This is a genomic window from Streptomyces sp. DSM 110735 (assembly GCF_016482685.1).
Taxonomy (GTDB): Bacteria; Actinomycetota; Actinomycetes; order Streptomycetales; family Streptomycetaceae; genus Streptomyces.
In genome coordinates this window covers 1-18,700 of sequence record NZ_JACYHF010000012.1, presented here as the reverse complement: position 1 = coordinate 18,700, position 18,700 = coordinate 1, and the positions used below count along the sequence as shown (strand labels likewise).

The 18,700-nt window shown below is 73.2% G+C and carries 15 protein-coding genes; 12 read left to right on the top strand and 3 right to left on the bottom strand.

The features are described 5' to 3' along the window. Positions 1–19 precede the first annotated feature (19 nt). The 9 genes from IF655_RS19255 to IF655_RS19215 all read left to right on the top strand — a co-directional run bounded on the left by IF655_RS19255 (position 20) and on the right by IF655_RS19215 (position 12,668). Positions 20–1,753, top strand: a complete 1,734-nt coding sequence (locus IF655_RS19255; protein ID WP_199586145.1) for a hypothetical protein — start codon at positions 20–22, stop codon at positions 1,751–1,753. A gap of 224 nt (positions 1,754–1,977) precedes the next feature. Further along, positions 1,978–2,334, top strand: a complete 357-nt coding sequence (locus tag IF655_RS19250) for a hypothetical protein (RefSeq protein WP_199586144.1) — start codon at positions 1,978–1,980, stop codon at positions 2,332–2,334. A gap of 1,276 nt (positions 2,335–3,610) precedes the next feature. Beyond that, entirely contained in the window at positions 3,611–4,408 is a 798-nt protein-coding gene (locus IF655_RS19245; protein WP_307814971.1) for a hypothetical protein, read from the top strand. Positions 4,409–4,606: 198 nt separating this feature from the next. Next, positions 4,607–6,127 (top strand): aldehyde dehydrogenase family protein, encoded by a 1,521-nt coding sequence (locus tag IF655_RS19240; RefSeq protein WP_199586143.1) that lies wholly within the window; start codon positions 4,607–4,609, stop codon positions 6,125–6,127. Positions 6,128–6,272: 145 nt separating this feature from the next. After that, positions 6,273–7,805, top strand: a complete 1,533-nt coding sequence (locus IF655_RS19235) for a GMC family oxidoreductase (RefSeq protein WP_199586142.1) — start codon at positions 6,273–6,275, stop codon at positions 7,803–7,805. Then, the gene (locus IF655_RS19230; RefSeq protein ID WP_199586141.1) at positions 7,802–9,106 is read left to right on the top strand and encodes a glycine betaine/L-proline ABC transporter ATP-binding protein; all 1,305 of its coding nucleotides are present in this window, start codon (positions 7,802–7,804) and stop codon (positions 9,104–9,106) included. Before IF655_RS19235 ends, IF655_RS19230 begins: the two co-directional genes overlap by 4 nt. Further along, positions 9,106–11,052 carry a proline/glycine betaine ABC transporter permease gene (locus IF655_RS19225; RefSeq protein WP_199586140.1) on the top strand — a complete coding sequence of 649 codons (1,947 nt, stop codon included), beginning with the start codon at positions 9,106–9,108 and terminating at the stop codon, positions 11,050–11,052. Before IF655_RS19230 ends, IF655_RS19225 begins: the two co-directional genes overlap by 1 nt. 1 nt (position 11,053) lies before the next feature. Then, entirely contained in the window at positions 11,054–12,016 is a 963-nt protein-coding gene (locus IF655_RS19220) for an ABC transporter substrate-binding protein (protein ID WP_199586139.1), read from the top strand. A 136-nt stretch (positions 12,017–12,152) separates the two neighbouring features. Then, the gene (locus IF655_RS19215; RefSeq protein ID WP_199586138.1) at positions 12,153–12,668 is read left to right on the top strand and encodes a gamma-glutamylcyclotransferase family protein; all 516 of its coding nucleotides are present in this window, start codon (positions 12,153–12,155) and stop codon (positions 12,666–12,668) included. Positions 12,669–12,696: 28 nt separating this feature from the next. Here IF655_RS19215 and IF655_RS19210 read toward each other — a convergent pair whose 3' ends face one another. Then, entirely contained in the window at positions 12,697–13,086 is a 390-nt protein-coding gene (locus tag IF655_RS19210; protein ID WP_242488819.1) for a hypothetical protein, read from the bottom strand. Between the two features lie 43 nt (positions 13,087–13,129). Further along, positions 13,130–13,630, bottom strand: coding sequence for a carboxymuconolactone decarboxylase family protein (locus IF655_RS19205; RefSeq protein WP_199586136.1), 501 nt, complete (start codon positions 13,628–13,630; stop codon positions 13,130–13,132). A gap of 46 nt (positions 13,631–13,676) precedes the next feature. Between IF655_RS19205 and IF655_RS19200 the strand changes: the two genes are divergently transcribed. Next, positions 13,677–15,071, top strand: coding sequence for a PLP-dependent aminotransferase family protein (locus IF655_RS19200; RefSeq protein WP_199586135.1), 1,395 nt, complete (start codon positions 13,677–13,679; stop codon positions 15,069–15,071). A 683-nt stretch (positions 15,072–15,754) separates the two neighbouring features. On the opposite strand, the gene IF655_RS19195 is transcribed toward IF655_RS19200, so the two are convergent. After that, a complete protein-coding gene (locus tag IF655_RS19195; protein ID WP_206776163.1) occupies positions 15,755–16,645 on the bottom strand; it encodes a hypothetical protein in 891 nt (296 codons plus the stop codon). 117 nt (positions 16,646–16,762) lie between these two features. Here IF655_RS19195 and IF655_RS19190 point away from each other — a divergent pair, with 117 nt between their 5' ends. Next, complete coding sequence (locus tag IF655_RS19190; protein ID WP_199586133.1) at positions 16,763–17,098, top strand: hypothetical protein; 336 nt, start codon at positions 16,763–16,765, stop codon at positions 17,096–17,098. Between the two features lie 20 nt (positions 17,099–17,118). Continuing rightward, entirely contained in the window at positions 17,119–18,306 is a 1,188-nt protein-coding gene (locus IF655_RS19185; protein WP_199586132.1) for a glutathionylspermidine synthase family protein, read from the top strand. The last annotated feature ends 394 nt before the right edge of the window (positions 18,307–18,700 follow it).

The following is an 18,700-nucleotide window of genomic DNA, read 5'->3' as shown; positions in this document are numbered from 1 at the left end:
CACTTTTCGGGGGAGTGGCATGAGCGCCGCACAGGTGCCGGAGCAGAGCCGGCCCACGTCCGCCGGGGCGCCGTCCGCGCTGCCGGGCACGCCACCGCACGCCAGCGAGGCAACCCGGCTGCTGTGCGCGGGGGTGTATCTGGACTCCGGCTACCGCGACCGGGTCATCGAGGAGCTGCACCTCAACGAACAGCGCGTCGTGGCACCGTCGTTGGGCTTCGACGCGGCGCGGGTGCTGGCGCACGCGCTGCGCGCACGGCGGCACGAACTGCTGTGGGCCGGGGCGATCACCGGGCTGTGGCTGGTGGGACTCCCGCTCAGCGGAGGCGTGCTTGCGCTCGCCCTGTGGCCCAGCATCATGCTCGCCGCCGCCCCCGCGATCCGCGGGCGCGCCGCCCAGCCGCCGCTGTACCGCCTTGTCATCGCGTTCCTCGTGCGCTGGTCGGGGCGCCTGTACTTCGCGGTGCTGCTCGCCCTGACGGTCGCCGCCGCGTTCGGCGCCGCGATGGACGACGAGCCGTCGTACCGCTCCTACGACCCGTACGACCCCTACGGCTCCTCGTCCTCCTCCGGCGACTTCCTCGACGGGCTGACCACCGCCGTCCAGCCGCTGCAGGCGTGGCTCACGCTCGTCCTGCTCGCCGCCATCGCGCTGTGCGTGCACCTCCAGCGCACCCAGTTCAGCCGGGCGCTCGCCGCCGAACTCTCCCCGCGGCGCTTCCCGGACGCCGCGGGCGACCCCGCCGAGCGGGCGGAGAACCCGCGCTTCCGGCGGGTCCGCCGGCGCATCCGCCTTGAGCAGCACGCGCCGCTGGTCCTCTACAGCGAGGCGCGTCCCTTCTGCGGCGCCGGAGCGGCGTACGACACCTGGGTGCTCGCCGTGGAGCTGAAGCCGGACGAGCTGAAGAAGCGGCAGCCGCTCAGCAACCGGGCCATCCTCGACAAGATCCGCCCGCTGCTCGAACAGTTGCGGATCCCTGCGGAGTACGCCGGTCCCGCCGTGCGCGACCGGCTGCGGCGGATGGAGGTCGACGAGTGCGTGTTCCTGCCCGCGGAGGGGCTGCTCACCCGCGACCAGGCGCCGTACACCGAGCAGGCGTTCGAGGAGCACCGGGCGCACGCGGTCGAGGAGGGCGCCGAGAAGCGGCGGCACTTCCTGCGGGTGCGCGTGGGCGGCTGGGAGGAGGAACTGGTCGTCACGGTCTTCGTGCGCGTGCACACCCAGGGCCGGATGCTCGTCCTGGAGATCGCCCCGCACGTGCTGACGCCGGTGCGCGAGGAGTTCAAGGACGCCGACCGTACGGCCCACCGCTTCCGCAACAACAACGCGCTCGGCAAGGCGGCCACCGCCCTCGTCCTGGTACCGGGCTCGGCGGGTCGCGCGCTGGCCCAGCTCGGACGGGGTCTCGTCTACGTCTGGCGACTGCTGACCGGCGGTCACTCCGGCGCCCTGCCCGACGGTCCCGCCCTCTCCGTGCGCGAACTCGGCTCCCGGTCCGACGGTTCGCTCTTCCAGGAGATGGACGTGGCCCGCTACCTCAAGGTCGTGCAGGACCGCGTCGCGGGCGGGGTGCGCTCCGCCCTCGCCGAATACGGCTACGAGACCGGCGAGTTCGTCCAGAAGGTCGTCAACATCAGCAACGGCGACGTCACCATCGGCCGCGTCGAGGGCAGCACGTTCGCGGTGGGCAGCCACGCGTCTGCCTCCGGCGGTTTCGCGGGTGGGTCGGCGCCGCAGAAGGGAGCCGAGTAGCCATGTCCGGTGACGAGCCCAAGGTCAGCTTCGGGGACGTGCGTGCCTGCGGCGCGATCGCGGGTGGCCCGGTGTCGCGGAAGGGAACCGAGAACCATGTCCGGTGACGAGCCCAACGTCAGTTTCGGGGACGTGTCGCACAGCACGTTCGCGGTGGGCAGCCACGCGTCTGCCTCCGGCGGTCTCGCGGGTGGGTCGGCGCCGCAGAGAGGAGCCGAGTAGTCATGTCCGGTGACGAGCCCAACGTCAGTTTCGGGGACGTGTCGCACAGTACGTTCGCTGTCGGCAGCCACGCACACGCCGAGAGCCACCATCACGGCGGGAGTGTCTCGCCCGACCCCGCCACCGAGGAACTCCTCGCCGCTGTACGTGAGTTGCGCGCCGACCTCGCCCGGGTCCGCGCCGACGACCGCACCGCCACGCTGGACGCCGCCCTCGCCGACACCGAGTCCGAGATCGCCCGTACCGGCCAGGCCGCCCCGACCCGCCGCGAGCGCCTCCGGGAACTCCTCACCGACTCCCAGGCACTCATGACCGTCCTCACCTCGGCCGGCACCCTCGCCGGTCTCCTGGGACTCTGACGACACAAGGGGGGCCGCGATGAGCGGGGGACAGCGGTACTGGAACGAGGACGCCCAGCGGTGGGAGGACGGCACGGGGGACTCCCCGGCGACACCGACCCCTCCACCCCCGAACCCGCCGGGCGCCGATACGACACCGGTCGCGCCCCCGGCGTGGCCTCCGGCGGCGGGGCAGGACGCGTGGCCCCCGGCGGCGGGCCAGGGTGAGTGGCCTCCGGCCGCCGGTCAGACCGCGTGGCCTCCGGCGGCAACCGGGGCGGAGTCCCCGACCGAGTCGGGGGTCGGTCGCGCGGGCGGAGAGCCCAGCGCCGGGCTGGCGTCCGGTGGCCAGAGCGGGGACAGCCCGGACGGGTCGTCGCCCGGCGGGCGCGGCGGCGGCTTTCCGGAGGGGCTCAGGTCGTGGGGCGCTGGTGAGGGGTCCTCGGGGCGTGACGCCGAGGCGGGGGCTCCGGGGGAGTGGTCTTCCGGGGGTCGTGAGCCGGGCTTTTCGGCGGGGTCCGCGGTGGGGGGTTCCGGTGCGGGGGTCCCGGAGGGCTCCGACACGGTGTCCCCGGCCGAGGCTTCGCCCGGCGGTCATGGCCGGGGTGTCCCGGTGCCGCCCGCGCCAGGGGTTTCTGGTGCCCCGGCTGGGTCTTCGGCACGGGGTTCCGGAGCGGGGTCTTCGGGCGAGGATTCGTCCGGCAGGAGCGGCTCGGGTGCCCTGGTGGACTCCGCGCGGGGTGGTTCCGGTGGTCGGGATACGGGGCTGCCGGAAGGGTTCGGGCGGAAGGGCGCCGGTCGGGGGTCCTCGGCGCGCGACGCGGGGGCTGGGTCTTCGGCTGGGGCGCTGCCGGGTGGTCGGGGTGCGGGGCTCCCGGAGGGGTTCGTAGCGAAGGACACCGGTGCGGAGGCTTTGCCCGGTGGGCATGGCTCCCCGGCGGACTCCGCCTCGGGGCGTTCCGGCACAGGGGTCCCGGGCGGGTCCTCCGCCAGCGGTCCCGGCGTCGAAGCGCCGACCCACGCTGCGCCTGGCGGCTCCAGTACAGGGCTGCCGGTCGGGCCCTCCAGCAGCGACCCCGTAGCTCCGACCCACGCCGCACCCAGCGGCTCCAGCACAGGAAGCGGTCCCGGCGCCGAAGCCCCGCCCCACGCTGCGCCCACCGGCTCCAGCACAGGGCTCCCCCTCGGGTCCTCCGACAGTGACCCCGGCGCCGAAGCGCCGACCCACGCCGCGCCCAGCGGTTCCGGCGCAGGATTCCCCGCCTGGCCACCCGTCGGCGGAACAGCCCGTACCTCCGTGTACGCCCCCGACGACGGGTACCCCGCCGAGGTCGGCACGCCGTCGTACGCAAACGGATGGCCGCCCCCCGACGACCAGCCCGACGAGCCCCACGCGGGGCGCGCCCGGCGGCTGTGGCCCGTTCTTGCCGCTGCCGCCGTCGTAGGCGTCGCCGTCGGGTTCGCGTTGGTTTTTGTGCTCGGTGGGGACGGGGAGGGGCGGCGTGCGGTGCAGGGGAGTTCCGCGTCGGCACCGGCGCCGAGCGGGGGCGGCGAGTCGTCCGCGTCGGGCAGTCCCTCGCCGTCGGGCTCGGCTTCGCAGCCGCCCAGGGGGTACGAGGTGCGGGACGACCGGGAGGGGTTCAGGATCGCCGTGCCGAAGGGGTGGACGCGTAGCAGCGCGCCGTCGATGTACGGGATCAAGGTGGTCAACTACCGCAGCGCGGACAGCAGTCACCGGGTCCAGATCTATCAGGTCGCGGAGGAGTCCCCGGACGCCTCGTTCGAGCTGTATCTGTCGCCGGACACCCGCAAGCCGGACGGCTTCGAGAAGCTCGCCCTGCGGAACATGGACGACGGCGACTTCACCGGCTCGCGTCTGGAGTATCTGGCCGACACGATCCACGGCGAGCCGGACGTGGGGACCTGGCACGTGCTGGACGAGCGGTTCGTGGCCGGGGACGGCAGGATCTACGCGATCGCGGTGTACGGACCCGACGACGACGGCAGGGACGACGAGCTGGAACTGCTCACCACCGCGCTGAAGTGGTTCTGCCCGCCCGACATGGGCTGTGACGCGGAGGCGTCGGTGGACTGAGCCGGCGGACGAGCCCCCAACGAGCCTCAACGAGCATCCCCTTTGTCTGTATTTCCTCCGTAATTTCAGTGACCCAGCCCACTTTCACCCCCCGAACGCGCATGTGCTTCGGAGGGCGAGGGAATGCGGTCCCGGTCCTTGGAGGTGGCACCTCTGTCACACAGGGACGCTGAACAGGAACGGAAGGCAATACCGATCATGGCGGACAGAACGGAACGACCGGTGGGGGCGACCATTCACGCCGGAGGCGAGTGGCTCGACGCCGCCTCCGGCGCGACACGCGAGATCCTGGACCCCGCGGACGCCCAACCCTTCGCCGTGGTCGCGGAGGGTGACGAGAAGGACGCGGACCGGGCGATCGCCGCCGCCCGGCAGGCGTTCGACCACGGCCCCTGGCCGCACACCCCCGTCGCGGAGCGCGCCGCCCTGCTGCGCCGCGTGGCGGACCTCCTCATACGCGACCGCGAAGCCCTCGGTCTGCTGGAGAGCCGCGACGCGGGCAAGACCGTGGAGGAGGGCCGCGTCGACATCGACTGCGTCGCGGACGCCTTCCGCTACTTCGCGGACCTCGTCGCCGCCGAGGCGCCCGGCCGCGTGGTCGACGCGGGCTCGCCCGACGTCCACAGCGTGGTCGTGCACGAGCCGGTCGGCGTCTGTTCGCTGATCACCCCCTGGAACTACCCCCTGCTCCAGGCGAGTTGGAAGGTCGCTCCCGCGCTCGCCGCGGGCAACACCTTCGTCGTCAAGCCGAGCGAGATCACCCCGCTGACCACGGTCAAGCTGATCGAGCTGCTCACCGAGGCGGGACTCCCCGCGGGCGTCGCGAACCTCGTCACCGGTCCGGGTCACACCGTCGGCGCCCGCATGGCCGAGCACCCCGACGTCGACCTGGTCTCCTTCACCGGCGGTCTGGTCAGCGGCACCAAGGTCGCCCAGGCGGCCGCGCCCACCGTGAAGAAGGTCGCCCTCGAACTCGGCGGCAAGAACCCCAACGTGGTCTTCGCGGACGCCTGCGCCACCGAGGAGGGCTTCGACACCGCTGTCGACCAGGCGCTCAACGCCGCGTTCATCCACAGCGGCCAGGTCTGCTCGGCGGGCGGACGCCTCATCGTCGAGGAGCCCCTCCGGGACCGCTTCGTCGCCGAACTCGCCCGGCGCGCAGGGAAGATCAGGCTCGGTCGCGGCACCGCCCCCGGCGTCGAGTGCGGTCCCCTCGTCTCCGAACAGCAGCGCGCCAAGACCGAGGCGTACGTCGCCTCCGCACTGGAAGAGGGCGCGGTGCTCCGCAGCGGCGGCAAGCGCCCCGAGCCCACCCCCGACCGCCCCGAGTCCGGCTACTTCTACGAGCCGACCGTCCTCGACCACTGCCACCGCGAGATGCGCGTCGTGCGGGAGGAGGTCTTCGGACCCGTCCTCACCGTCGAGACCTTCCGCACCGAGGACGAGGCGATCGCGCTGGCCAACGACACCGAGTACGGTCTCGCGGGCGCCGTCTGGACCGCCGACCCCGGCCGCGCCCGGCGCGTCGCCGCCCGGCTGCGGCACGGCACCGTCTGGATCAACGACTTCCACCCCTACCTGCCGCAGGCGGAGTGGGGCGGCTTCGGCAAGAGCGGCACCGGTCGCGAGCTGGGACCCGCCGGACTCGCCGAGTACCGCGAGACCAAGCACGTCTACCAGAACCTCGCCCCCCGCCCGGTGCGCTGGTTCGCGGGCTGACCCCCGGCGCCCCCAGCGCCGCGGACTGACCCCGGCGCCCCCGGCGTCGCGGACTGACCCCGGCGCCCCCGGCGCCCTGCCCCCGCACGACTTCTCCGTACGCCCCCTCCGTACGGCCTCCCCGCCCCCCAGGAGCAATCACCCCATGCCCGAACACACCCACGAGTACGACTACGTCGTCATCGGCGGCGGCACCGCGGGCTCCGTCATCGCCTCCCGCCTCACCGAGAACCCCGATGTCACGGTCGCCGTCATCGAGGGCGGACCGAGCGACGTCGACCGCGACGACGTGCTGACCCTGCGCCGCTGGATGGGACTGCTCGGCGGCGACCTCGACTACGACTACCCGACCACCGAGCAGCCGCGCGGCAACTCCCACATCCGGCACAGCCGCGCCCGCGTCCTCGGCGGCTGCTCCTCGCACAACACCCTGATCTCCTTCAAGCCGCTCCCGTCCGACTGGGACGAGTGGGAGCAGGCGGGGGCCAAGGGCTGGGGCGCCGTCCCGATGGAGGCGTACTTCGCCCGGCTGAAGAACAACATCGTCCCGGTGGACGAGCAGGACCGCAACGCCATCGCCCGCGACTTCGTGGACGCCGCGCAGGCGGCGCTGGACGTGCCGCGCGTGGAGGGCTTCAACAAGAAGCCGTTCACCGAGGGCGTCGGCTTCTTCGACCTCGCCTACCACCCGGAGAACAACAAGCGCTCCTCCGCCTCCGTGGCGTACCTCCACCCGGTGATGGACGAGCGCCCGAACCTCCACCTCTTCCTGGAGACCTGGGCGTACAGGCTGGAGCTGGACGGCACCCGCGCCGAGGGCGTCCACGTGCGCACCAAGGACGGCCAGGAGCTGCTGATCAAGGCGCGGAACGAGGTGATCCTCAGCGCGGGCGCCGTCGACACCCCGCGCCTGCTGCTGCACTCCGGCATCGGTCCCAGGGCGCAGCTCGAAGCGCTCGGCATCCCGGTCGTCCACGACCTGCCCGGCGTCGGCGAGAACCTGCTCGACCACCCCGAGTCGGTCATCGTCTGGGAGACCGACGGACCGATCCCGGAGAACTCCGCGATGGACTCCGACGCGGGTCTGTTCGTCCGCCGCGACCCCGAACACGCGGGTCCGGACCTGATGTTCCACTTCTACCAGATCCCGTTCACGGACAACCCGGAGCGACTGGGCTACGAGCGCCCCGAGTTCGGCGTCTCGATGACCCCGAACATCCCGAAGCCCCGTAGCCGCGGCCGTCTTTACCTGACCAGCGCCGACCCGGCGGTGAAGCCCGCGCTCGACTTCCGCTACTTCACCGACGAGGACGACTACGACGCCAAGACCCTGGTCGACGGCATCCGCATCGCCCGCGAGATAGCGAAGACCGAGCCGCTCGCCCACTGGCTCAAGCGCGAGGTCTGCCCCGGACCCGAGGTGCGGGACGACGAGGCGCTGAGCGAGTACGCCCGCAAGGTCGCCCACACCGTCTACCACCCGGCAGGCACCTGCAGGATGGGCGCCGCAGACGACGAACTGGCGGTCGTGGACCCCGAATTGCGCATCCGAGGACTGGAGGGCGTCCGTATCGCCGACGCCTCGGTCTTCCCGACGATGACGGCGGTGAACCCGATGATCGGAGTACTCATGGTCGGTGAGAAGGCTGTCGACCTGATCGGTGGTGACGCCCGATGACGCTCACCGTGCCGACCCGCAAGCCGCCCACCCCCGCCGCCTCCGCCGCGCCCGTCTTCTCCGTGGACGGACTGTGGAAGGTGTTCGGACCCAAGCCCGAACGCGTCCCCGCCGACCCCGAGTTGGCCGCCCTGTCCCCGGCCGAGCTGCGCGCCCGCACCGGCTGCACCGCCGCCGTCCGCGACGTCTCCTTCGACGTGCGCAAGGGCGAGGTCTTCGTCGTGATGGGGCTGTCCGGCTCCGGCAAGTCCACCCTCGTGCGCTGCCTGACCCGGCTCATCGAGCCCACCGCGGGCACCATCGCCATCGACGGCGAGGACGTGCGCGCCATGGACCGCACCCGGCTGCGCGAACTGCGCCGCCACCGCGCCGCGATGGTCTTCCAGCACTTCGGTCTGCTGCCGCACCGCACCGTCCTCGACAACGTCGCCTACGGGCTGGAGATCCAGGGCGTCGGCAAGTCCGAACGCCGCGAAACCGCAGCCGAGTTCGTCGCCAAGGTCGGTCTCGCGGGCATGGAGAAGCGCCGTCCCGGCCAGCTCTCCGGCGGTCAGCGCCAGCGCGTCGGTCTCGCCCGCGCGCTTGCCGTCGACCCCGAAGTCCTGCTCTTCGACGAGCCGTTCAGCGCGCTCGACCCGCTGATCCGGCGCGACATGCAGGACGAGGTGGTCCGCCTGCACGAGGAGGAGGGCCGCACGATGGTGTTCATCACCCACGACCTCTCCGAGGCGCTCAAGCTTGGCGACCGCATCGCCCTGATGCGCGACGGGCGCGTGGTCCAGCTCGGCACCCCCGAGGAGATCGTCAACTCCCCGGCCGACGACTACGTGCGCGAGTTCGTCCGCGACGTACCGCGCGAGCAGGTCGTCACCTGCCGTACCGCCATGCGACCCGCCTCCGCCGAGGAAGCGGGCAGCGGTCCCGCCGTGCGCCCCGAGGCGCCGGTCGTGGAGGCCATCGAAGCCGTCGCCCGCGCGGGCGAACCCGCCCGGGTCATGGACGCCGGTCGCTGCATGGGCGTGGTCGACTCCGAGGCGCTGCTGAGCGTGGTCGCGGGGACGAACACGCCGGACGCCGGGGGCGCCGGGGGTGCCGCCGCCGGTGAGCGCGCCGCCTCGGCCGACGGAGCCGCGCCGGAGACCCGGTCCGACCGGAAGACCGCGACCGACCGGAAGACCGCGACCGAGCGGAACAAGACCGCCACCGAGCGGAACTCCGAGCCGAGCCCCGCCGCCGATGCGAAGGCAGCACCCCACCCGGACGCCGCCCCCGACCCCGAGCGTGAGCCGGAGGCCGCCTGATGGCCACGATCACCGTCCCGGCCGCCGCCCGGCGCGCGCTCCCCGGTGCCCTCGGATCCCGCCCCGCCGCCAAGCTGCTCGTGCTCGCCGTCGCCGCCGCGGTCCTCGTCCCGCTGCTCAGCGCCCGCTGGGGCAGCGGCAGTTGGCCGCACGCGCTGACCGTCAGCCTGGTGAAGCCGCTCGGCGCCGCCAGCGACTGGGTCATCGACAACCGGGACAGCCACCCGCTGTTCCTCTACTTCTTCGGCCACATCAGCAACGCGGTCGTCCTCGCCGTACGCGGCGTCTACCTCACCCTGCTCGCCGCCGGATGGCCCGGTGTCACCGTGCTCGGCGCCCTGGTCGCCTGGCGGGTGGCCGGGGTCCGGCTCGCGGTCGGCACCGCTGTCGCGTTCCTCGCCTGCGGCGCGCTCGGCATGTGGCTGGCGACCATGCAGACGCTCGCGCTGATGGTGGTCGCGGTGCTCGCCTCCGTCGCCGTCGGCGCCCTGCTCGGTCTCGGCGCCGGGCTCTCCGACCGGCTCGACCGCGCCCTGCGCCCGGTCCTGGACACCATGCAGGTGCTCCCCGCCTTCGCCTACCTCCTCCCCGTGGTGCTGGTCTTCGGCATCGGCGTGCCCGCCGCCGTCCTCGCCACCGTCGTCTACGCCGCCCCGCCCATGGCCCGCCTCACCGCGCTCGGACTGCGCGGCGCCGACCCCGAGGTCCTTGAGGCGGTGCGCTCGCTCGGCGCCACCTCGCGCCAGCGGCTGCTGACCGCGCGCCTCCCGCTGGCCCGCAAGGAACTGCTGCTCGGTCTCAACCAGACGATCATGATGGCGCTCTCCATGGCCGTCATCTCCTCCGTGATCGGCGCGGGCGGTCTCGGTGACCGCGTCTACCAGGCGCTCGCCTCCGTCGACGTCGGCGCCGCCCTCGCCGCCGGTATCCCGATCGTGCTGCTCGCCGTCGTCCTGGACCGCGTGACCGCCGCCGCGGGGCGCGCCACCGAGGGCGCCGAGCGCCCGCGCGCCCCGTGGCTGTACGCCCTCGGCGGCGCCGTCGCCGTGGCGGTCCTCGCGCGGCTGCTCGGTCGCGCCGACTGGCCCGCCGGGCTGACCCTCGACATCGCCGCGCCCGTCAACGACGCCGTCGACTGGATGACCGCGCACCTCTACTCCGGCGTCCCCGTCGTCGGCGGCACCGCCGACTGGGCGGGCCACTTCACCACCTGGATGCTGGACCCGCTGCGCGACGGTCTGCGCGCGCTGCCCTGGTGGGCGGTGCTGCTCGTGGTGGCCGCGCTCGCCTGGCTCATCGGCACCTGGCGCACCGCGCTGACCGCCGTCCTCGCCATGGCCGCGATCGGCGTGCTCGGCGTGTGGGACTCCTCGCTCGACACGCTCTCCCAGGTGCTGGCCGCCGTCGCCGTCACGCTGGTCCTCGGCATCGCCACCGGCATCGCCGCCGCGCGCAGCGAGCGCGTGGAGCGGGTGCTGCGTCCGGTCCTGGACGTGTTCCAGACCATGCCGCAGTTCGTGTACCTGATCCCGGTCGTCGCGCTCTTCGGCGTCGGCCGCGCGCCCGCCGTCGTCGCCGCCGTGGTCTACGCGCTCCCGGCGGTCGTCCGCATCACCGCGCAGGGTCTGCGCCAGGTGGACCCTGCCGCGCTGGAGTCCGCCCGCTCGCTCGGCGCGACCGGGCGCCAGCAGCTCTGGCAGGTCCAGTTGCCGCTGGCCCGGCGCTCGCTGCTGCTCGCCGTCAACCAGGGCGTGGTCCTGGTCCTCGCCGTCGTCATCATCGGCGGTCTGGTCGGCGCGGGCGCGCTCGGCTACGACGTCGCGTTCGGACTCGCGCAGGGCGACCTCGCGACGGGTCTGGTCGCCGGTGCCGCCATCGTCTGCCTCGGTCTGATGCTCGACCGGGTGACGCAGCCGACGGAACGCGGCGCGAAGAAGGGAGCGTGAGATGCGTATCCGTACGACGCTGGGCGTGACTGTCGCCGGTGCCTCGGCGCTCGCCCTGCTCACCGGCTGCGGCGCGGCCGACATGACCAAGCAGGCGAGCCCCTTCGCCAACGCGGGCGGCCCGAAGAGCGTCACCCTCTCCGTGCAGTCCTGGGTGGGCGCGCAGTCCAACGTGGCCGTCGCGCAGTACATCCTCCAGCACAAGCTGGGCTACCACGTCGACACCGTCCAGGTGGACGAGATCCCCGCCTGGGACGCCCTCAGCCAGGGTCGCGTCGACGCGCTCCTGGAGGACTGGAGCCACCCCGACCAGGAGAAGCGGTACGTCGACGACAAGAAGACGGTGACGCCCGCCGGGGGACTGGGGGTGACCGGGCACATCGGCTGGTACGTCCCGACGTACTTCGCCAAGAAGCACCCGGACGTCACCGACTGGAAGAACCTGAACAAGTACGCGTCCCTCTTCCGCACCCCCGAGAGCGGCGGCAAGGGCCAGCTCATGGACGGCTCCCCTGCCTACGTCACCCACGACAAGGCGCTGGTGAAGAACCTGAAGCTGAACTACCAGGTCGTCTTCGCCGGCTCCGAAGCCGCCCAGATCACCCAGATGAAACAGTTCGCCAAGGAGAAGAAGCCCTTCCTGACCTACTGGTACACCCCCCAGTGGCTCTTCAAGAAGGTCCCGATGACAGAGGTGAAGCTGCCGCCCTACAAGTCCGGCTGCGACACCGACACCGCGAAGATCACCTGCGCCTACCCCCACACCCCCCTCCGCAAATTCCTCAACACCGACTTCGCGAAGTCCGGCGGCAAGGCGGCCACCTTCCTGAAGAAGTTCAAGTGGACCACCGAGGACCAGAACGAGGTCTCACTGATGATCGCGGACCAGAAACTGAGCCCGGAGGACGCGGCGAAGAAGTGGGTCGACACCCACCCGACGGTGTGGAAGCGCTGGCTGTCCTGACCACTGCCGTCACCAACAGACCGCCGGGCGGCGGAGAGTGGGCCGCCGCCCGGCATCGAGCCCTACACTCCGTTCGACGCCATGGCGTCGAGCTCCCCGCTTGCGCCGCCTGCGGCCCGGTCGAACGGAGAAGCACATGCGAGATGCCATTCCCGCGGAGCACTCGACGGGCGCGGACAATGTGCCGCCGAACCGGCTCGCCGACGGCCCTGCAACTCTCTTCGTCTACGGCACCCTTCAGTTCGAGGGCGTTCTCCTCGGTCTCATCGGACGCGTCCCCGAACACAGTCCCGCGACCGCCCCCGGCTGGCGTGCCGCAGCGCTCGACGGCCGCGTATACCCCGGCCTGGTCCCCGCTCCCGCTTCCGAGGCTCACGGTCTGTTGCTCACGGGCATGAGCGAACGGGAGTGGAGGATCCTCGACACCTTCGAAGACGATCGGTACGACCTGCGGCGCCTCGGTCTGGCGGGCGGGGCTGCTGCCTGGGCGTATGTGTGGCCAGGTGGGGAAGTACGCGCGGAGGACTGGAACATGCGGGATTTCCAGGATCGCCACCTGCAGGACTACGCGGCGCGGTGCGCGCGGATCGCTCCCGGGCTGGAAGCCAAGGCGTCCGCCTGCCCGACACAGGCGGACACCACACAGGCTTGACCGAGTCGGCGTGGGGGCCCACCAGACCTCACGCGGGACCCGCGAGCCCGCGCCGGTCCTCCACGTGGACCACGTGCGGTGCGGTGCCGTCCTCGTGGCGGCGGGAGCGGCCGCAGAGGCCGACGGAGAGGTGGTCCTGGCCGCCGGGTTCGTCGGGGGCGACGTAGGTGAGGACGTCCGGGTGGTGGCCGGTGACCACCCAGCCCTCGGTGTCCTTGACCTCGATCACCCTGAAGTCGCCCGAGGGACCGCCCGCGTGGACGGGACCGAACTCCGCGAGGATCTCGGTGGCCTGCGCGGCGAGGTCCTCCCCGGGGGCGGTCAGCACCACACAGGTGCCGTGTTCGAACACCACCCACGACGTGCCGGGGTCGGTGAGAAGACGCCTCCAGGCGTCGATGAGTATGTCGCTCTCCATGGCGATCATCATGCCGCAGAGAGCCCCGGCACACGGTGCCTATTCACGCGTGCTGACCCGGCGTGTAGTGCCCCGGCACCATCCGCGTCGTCACCGCGAAGCGGTTCCAGGCGTTGATCACGGTGATCGCGGCGATGAGGTGGGTGAGTTCCGCCTCGTCGAAGTGCTTGGCGGCGCGGGCGTAGACCTCGTCCGGGACGAAACCCTCGGTCAACACCGTGACCGCCTCGGTGAGTTCGAGGGCGGCGGCTTCCCGCTCGGTGTAGAAGTGGCGGGACTCGTCCCACGCGCTGAGCTGGACGACGCGTTCCACCGTCTCGCCCGCCGCGAGGGCGTCCTTGGTGTGCATGTCGAGACAGAACGCGCAGTGGTTGAGCTGCGAGGCGCGGATCTTGACCAGTTCGAGGAGACGGGGGTCGAGACCCTGCCGGGCGGCGATGTCGAGGCGGACCATCGCCTTGTAGACGTCGGGCGCGTGCTCGGTCCAGGCCAGACGGACGGGGTGCTCGGGGGCGTACTCGGTGGTGTCCTGTGCGGTGTCCATGCCGCGAGCCTAGGAGCGGAGCGGCCCAGGAGTATGGTCCATTCCCATGGCGGAATCGTGGGCCAATCTCGGCATCGACCTCCACCTGGAACCGGCCGGGAGCACCGGTCTGCGCCAGGGTCTGACCGACGCGCTGCGCGACGCGGTACGCGGCGGACGGCTCGCCCCCGGCACCCGGCTGCCCTCCTCCCGCGCGCTCGCCGCCGACCTAGGGCTCGCCCGCAACACCGTCGCCGAGGCGTACGCGGGTCTGGTCGCCGAGGGCTGGCTCACCGCCCGCCAGGGCTCCGGCACCCGCGTCGCCGAGCGCGCCACGCCGCCCGCCACGGCACCGGCGGCTCCCGTCCGGCACCGCCCGCCCGGGCGCCCCGCGCTCAGCCTCGTCCCCGGCACCCCCGACCTCGCCGCCTTCCCGCGCACCGCCTGGCTCCAGGCAGCCCGCCGCGCCCTGGCCACCGCCCCCTTCGACGCCCTCGGCTACGGCGACCCGCGAGGGCGCCCCGAACTGCGCGCCGCCGTCGCCGGATACCTCGCCCGCGTCCGGGGCGTCCGCGCCGACCCCGACCGCGTGCTGATCACCGCCGGTTTCTCCCACGCCCTGCGCCTCCTCGCCGCCGTCCTGCGCGCCCGCGGCGCCCGCACGGTCGCCGTCGAGTCGTACGGTCTCGACGCGTACACCGCCCTGCTGCACGAGGCGGGACTCACCACGACCCCACTGCCGTACGACGAACTCGGCACGGACACACGTCCGTTGGGCTCGGAGGACGCCGTACTCCTCACCCCCGCCCACCAGTTCCCCATGGGCACCGCACTCCACCCCGACCGCCGCGCCGCCGTCGTCGACTGGGCGCGGCGCACCGGCGGACTGATCCTGGAGGACGACTACGACGGCGAGTTCCGCTACGACCGCCGTCCCGTCGGCGCCCTCCAGGACCTCGCCCCCGACCAGGTCGTCTATCTCGGCACCGCCAGCAAGTCCCTCGCCCCCGGACTGCGCCTGGGCTGGATGGTCCTGCCCCCCGCCCTGCACGCGGCGACGGTCGCGACCAAGGGCCGCATCGACACCTGCGGTGTCCTCGACCAGCTCACCCTGGCGGAGTTCCTCACCTCCGGCGCCTACGACCGCCACGTCCGCGCCGCCCGCCTGCGCTACCGGCGCCGCCGCGACGCCCTCGCCACCGCCGTCACCGACCGCGCCCCCGGCGTCCACGTCACCGGCATCGCCGCCGGTCTCCACGCGGTACTGCGCCTGCCGCCCGGCACCGAACGCTCAGTCGTCCAAGCCGCGGGCTGGCAGCACCTCGCCCTCCACGGCCTCTCCTTCTACCGCCACCCCGCCGCCGCCACCGCCCCCCTGGACGCCCTGGTCGTGGGCTACGGGACGCCGCCGGAGAGCAGGTGGACGGAGGCGCTGGAGGCGCTTTGCCGGGCACTGCCGTGACCCTGGCGGGTGCGGGTGCGGGTGCGGGTGCGGGTGCGGGTTGCGGGGAGGCTGGCGGGCTGCGTGACCCTTGGGTGCGGTGGTGGGACGGCTCGCGGCGGCGGACGGCGGGCAGCGCCCTCTCGGGTGCGTGGTGGGGGAGCCCGCAGCGGGCGAACGGCGGGGCTGCGCCTCCCGGGTGCGGCGGCGGGGAGGCGTGCAGGTGGCAAACGGCGACCCGCGCGCCCCTCGGGTGCGGCGGTAGAAGCTCGCGGTGGCGGACGGCGGGTCGCGCCCTTTCGGATACGGCGGTGGGGGAGGCGTGTGGCAGCGGACGGCGAGCCGCGCGACCCCCGGGCGCGGCGGTGGGCAAGGCTCGCGGCGGCGGACGGCGGGCAGCGCCCTCTCGGGTGCGTGGTGGGGGAGCCCGCAGCGGGCGAACGGCGGGGCTGCGCCTCACGGGTGCGGCGGTAGAGGGTGGCAGCGAACGGCGAGCCGCGCGACCCTCGATGCGGCAGCGTGGGAGGCGTGCGGCGGCGGACGACGGGTCGCGCGACCCCCGGGCGCGGCGGTGGGCAAGGCTCGCGGCGGCGGACGGCGGGTTGCGCCTCTCGGGTGCGGGGTGGGGGAGTCCGCAGCGGGCGAGCCGTGGTCCGCGCCCTCTCGGGTGAGGCGCGCGGCAGCGAACGGCGCGCCCCCGCGCCTTAGCCCCCCGACCCGGTGCCCGCCCCCGCGCCTTCCCGCGTGGCGGTCGAGCCGTCTCCCTCAGGCTCCGCCCCCGGCGCCTCCCCGAACCGCGCCAGCGCCAGCGCCCCCGCCACCGCCACCACGAACCCCAGTACCGCGAGCGGAGCGAACCCCGCCCGTGTGCGGTCGCCCAGCCAGAGCACGCCCACCGCGGCCGGGCCCAGGGTTTCGCCGAGGACCATTCCGGCTGTCGCCGTGGTGACCGAGCCGCGTTGCAGCGCCGAGGTCAGCAGGAGGAAGGCGGCGCCGCCGCCGAGGAGGAGGGCGTAGAGGGCGGGGTCGGTCAACAGGTCGTACGGATCAAGGGAGTTCACCAGGCGCACCGCCACCTCCACCACCCCGAAGCCGCACCCCGCGCCGAGCCCCAGCAGCAGCGCGCGCGGGCGCCCCGAGAGCCGCCCGCCGACCGCGCCGAGCAGCAGCACGCCCGCGGCCGTACCGAACAGCGCGTACCGCAGCCAGGACGGTCCACCGCGCTCGCCCTCCGCGCCCGAGGCGAGGGCGAGCATCGCGAGCCCCGCGCACACCACGCCGACCGCCGCCCACTCCGCCCCGCTCAGCCGGACCCGCAGCAGCCGCGCCGCGACCACCGCCGTCACCGCGAGGCTCGCGGCAAGCGCGGCGCCCACCGCGTAGATCGGCACCGAGCGCAGCGCGAGGATCTGGAACACGAAGCCCAGCCCGTCCAGCGCGAGCCCCGCCGCGTACCGCCACTGCCGTACCGCCCGCAGCAGCAGCGCCGCCTCCCCGCCGCCCTGCCCTCCGGCTTCTCCGGCAGCCCGCGCGGCCACCGCCTGGAGCACCGTCGCCGTACCGAAGCAGACCGCCGCGCCGAGCGCGCACACCATTCCAAAAAGCACAAAGCGACTGTAGGACAGCGGACGCACGCGGGGCCGCCCTGCCGGAAACTCACACCGATCTCTAGGCTGACTGCCGAACGCATCACCGACGGGGGAGAACAGAATATGGCGAACACCCGGGACCGGCTCCGCTCCACGACGGTCGTCCTCGGCGGCATGGGTCTGCTGGCCGCCGCCCTGACCGCCTGCTCGTCCGACCCGGACAAGCGCTGCGTGGACCAGGACAGCTACACCGCGACCAAGGGCTACAAGGTCGTGTCGGACAAGAACTGCCGCGACGGCAAGTCCGGTACGACCTGGTACTACGGCGGCAGCCGGAGCGGCTCGCGGATCAAGGGCGGCTCCTTCACCGCGCCCCGCAAGGGCTCCGGCGGCGGGTCCGGGCACAGCGGCGTCCACCGGGGCGGCTTCGGCGGCGGCCACGGCGGCTCCGGCGGCTGACCGGACCGGAACCGACCCCCATGCAACGCCACACCCTCACCCCCCGCCCCGACTGGCAGCGCACCGTCGAGGAGCAGGGCGTCATCTACCCGCTCACCCGCCACCCCGACGACTCCCTGCGCCCCTACTGGGACGAGAGCGCCTACTACGCCTTCTCCCTGCCCGAGATCGAGGCGCTGGAGGAGACCGTCGCCGAGCTGCACGCCATGTGCCTCGCGGCAGCCGGACACCTGGTCGAGCACGACCGCCTGGCCGAACTCGGCATCACCGACCCGCGCGTGGCCCGCGCGGTCACCGAGGCATGGCACCGCCGCGCCGAACTCCCCTCCCTCTACGGCCGGTTCGACCTGCGCTACGACGGCACGGGACCGGCCAAGCTGCTGGAGTACAACGCCGACACCCCGACCTCGCTCGTCGAGGCAGCCTCCGCGCAGTGGTTCTGGATGGAGGACCGCTTCCCCGGCGCCGACCAGTGGAACTCCCTGCACGAGCGTCTGGTCGACGCCTGGCGCACCCAGGCCGAGCTGCTCCCGCCCGGCGCCCCGCTGCACTTCGCACATTCCTCCGCCGACGAACTCGGCGAGGACCTGATGACGGTCGCCTACCTCAAGGAGACCGCCGAACAGGCCGGGCTCGACACCGACTGGCTCACCATGGAGGAGATCGGCTGGGACACCCTCTCCGGGCGCTTCGTGGACAACCGGGTGCGGTTCATCCGCGCGATCTTCAAGCTGTACCCCTGGGAATGGCTCACCACCGACACCTTCGGCGGCCACGTCCTCGACATCCTCGACAACGGCGGCGGCACCGGCAGCACCCTGTGGATCGAACCCGCCTGGAAGATGCTGCTCAGCAACAAGGCGCTGCTCGCGATCCTGTGGGAGCTGTACCCCGGTCACCCCCACCTCCTCCCCACGTACCTCGACGGTCCCCGCGACCTGGCCGCCACCACCGGCTACGTCGCCAAGCCCCTGCTCGGCCGCGAGGGCGAGGGCGTCACCCTGCACCCACCCGGCTCCCCGCCGCCCCCGCAGTCCGAGGACCCTTGCTGCTACCAAGCCCTCGCCCCCCTCCCCGCCTTCGACGGCAACCACGTCGTCCTCGGCGCCTGGACCGTCGACGGCGAACCCGCCGGCCTCGGCATCCGCGAGTCCACCGCCCTGATCACCGACTCCTACGCCCGCTTCGTCCCGCACGTGATCCTTTAGCCCTGGTCGCTGGGGAGCCCTCGGTCACCGGGCAGCCGCCGGTCGTTGGGGAGTCCCCGGTTGCCGGGCAGCTCCCGGTTCCTGGGCAGTCCCCGGTTGCTGGGCAGCTCCCGGTTCCTGGGCAGTCCCCGGTTGCTGGGCAGCTCCCGGTCCCTGGGTAGCCCCGGATTGCCGGGCAGCCCCTGGGGTCGCCGCGTCCGCCCCCGCCCGCCTTCTGCCCGCGCCCCGTCTGCTCCCCGGGCGGGGCAGCTCCCCAGTCCTTGGGGAGTCCCCGGTCACCGGGCAGCCGCCGGTCCCTGGGGGAGTCCCCGGTCACTGGGCAGCCGCCGGTCCCTGGGGGAGTCCCCGGTCACTGGGCAGCCGCCGGTCCCTGGGGGAGTCCCCGGTCACTGGG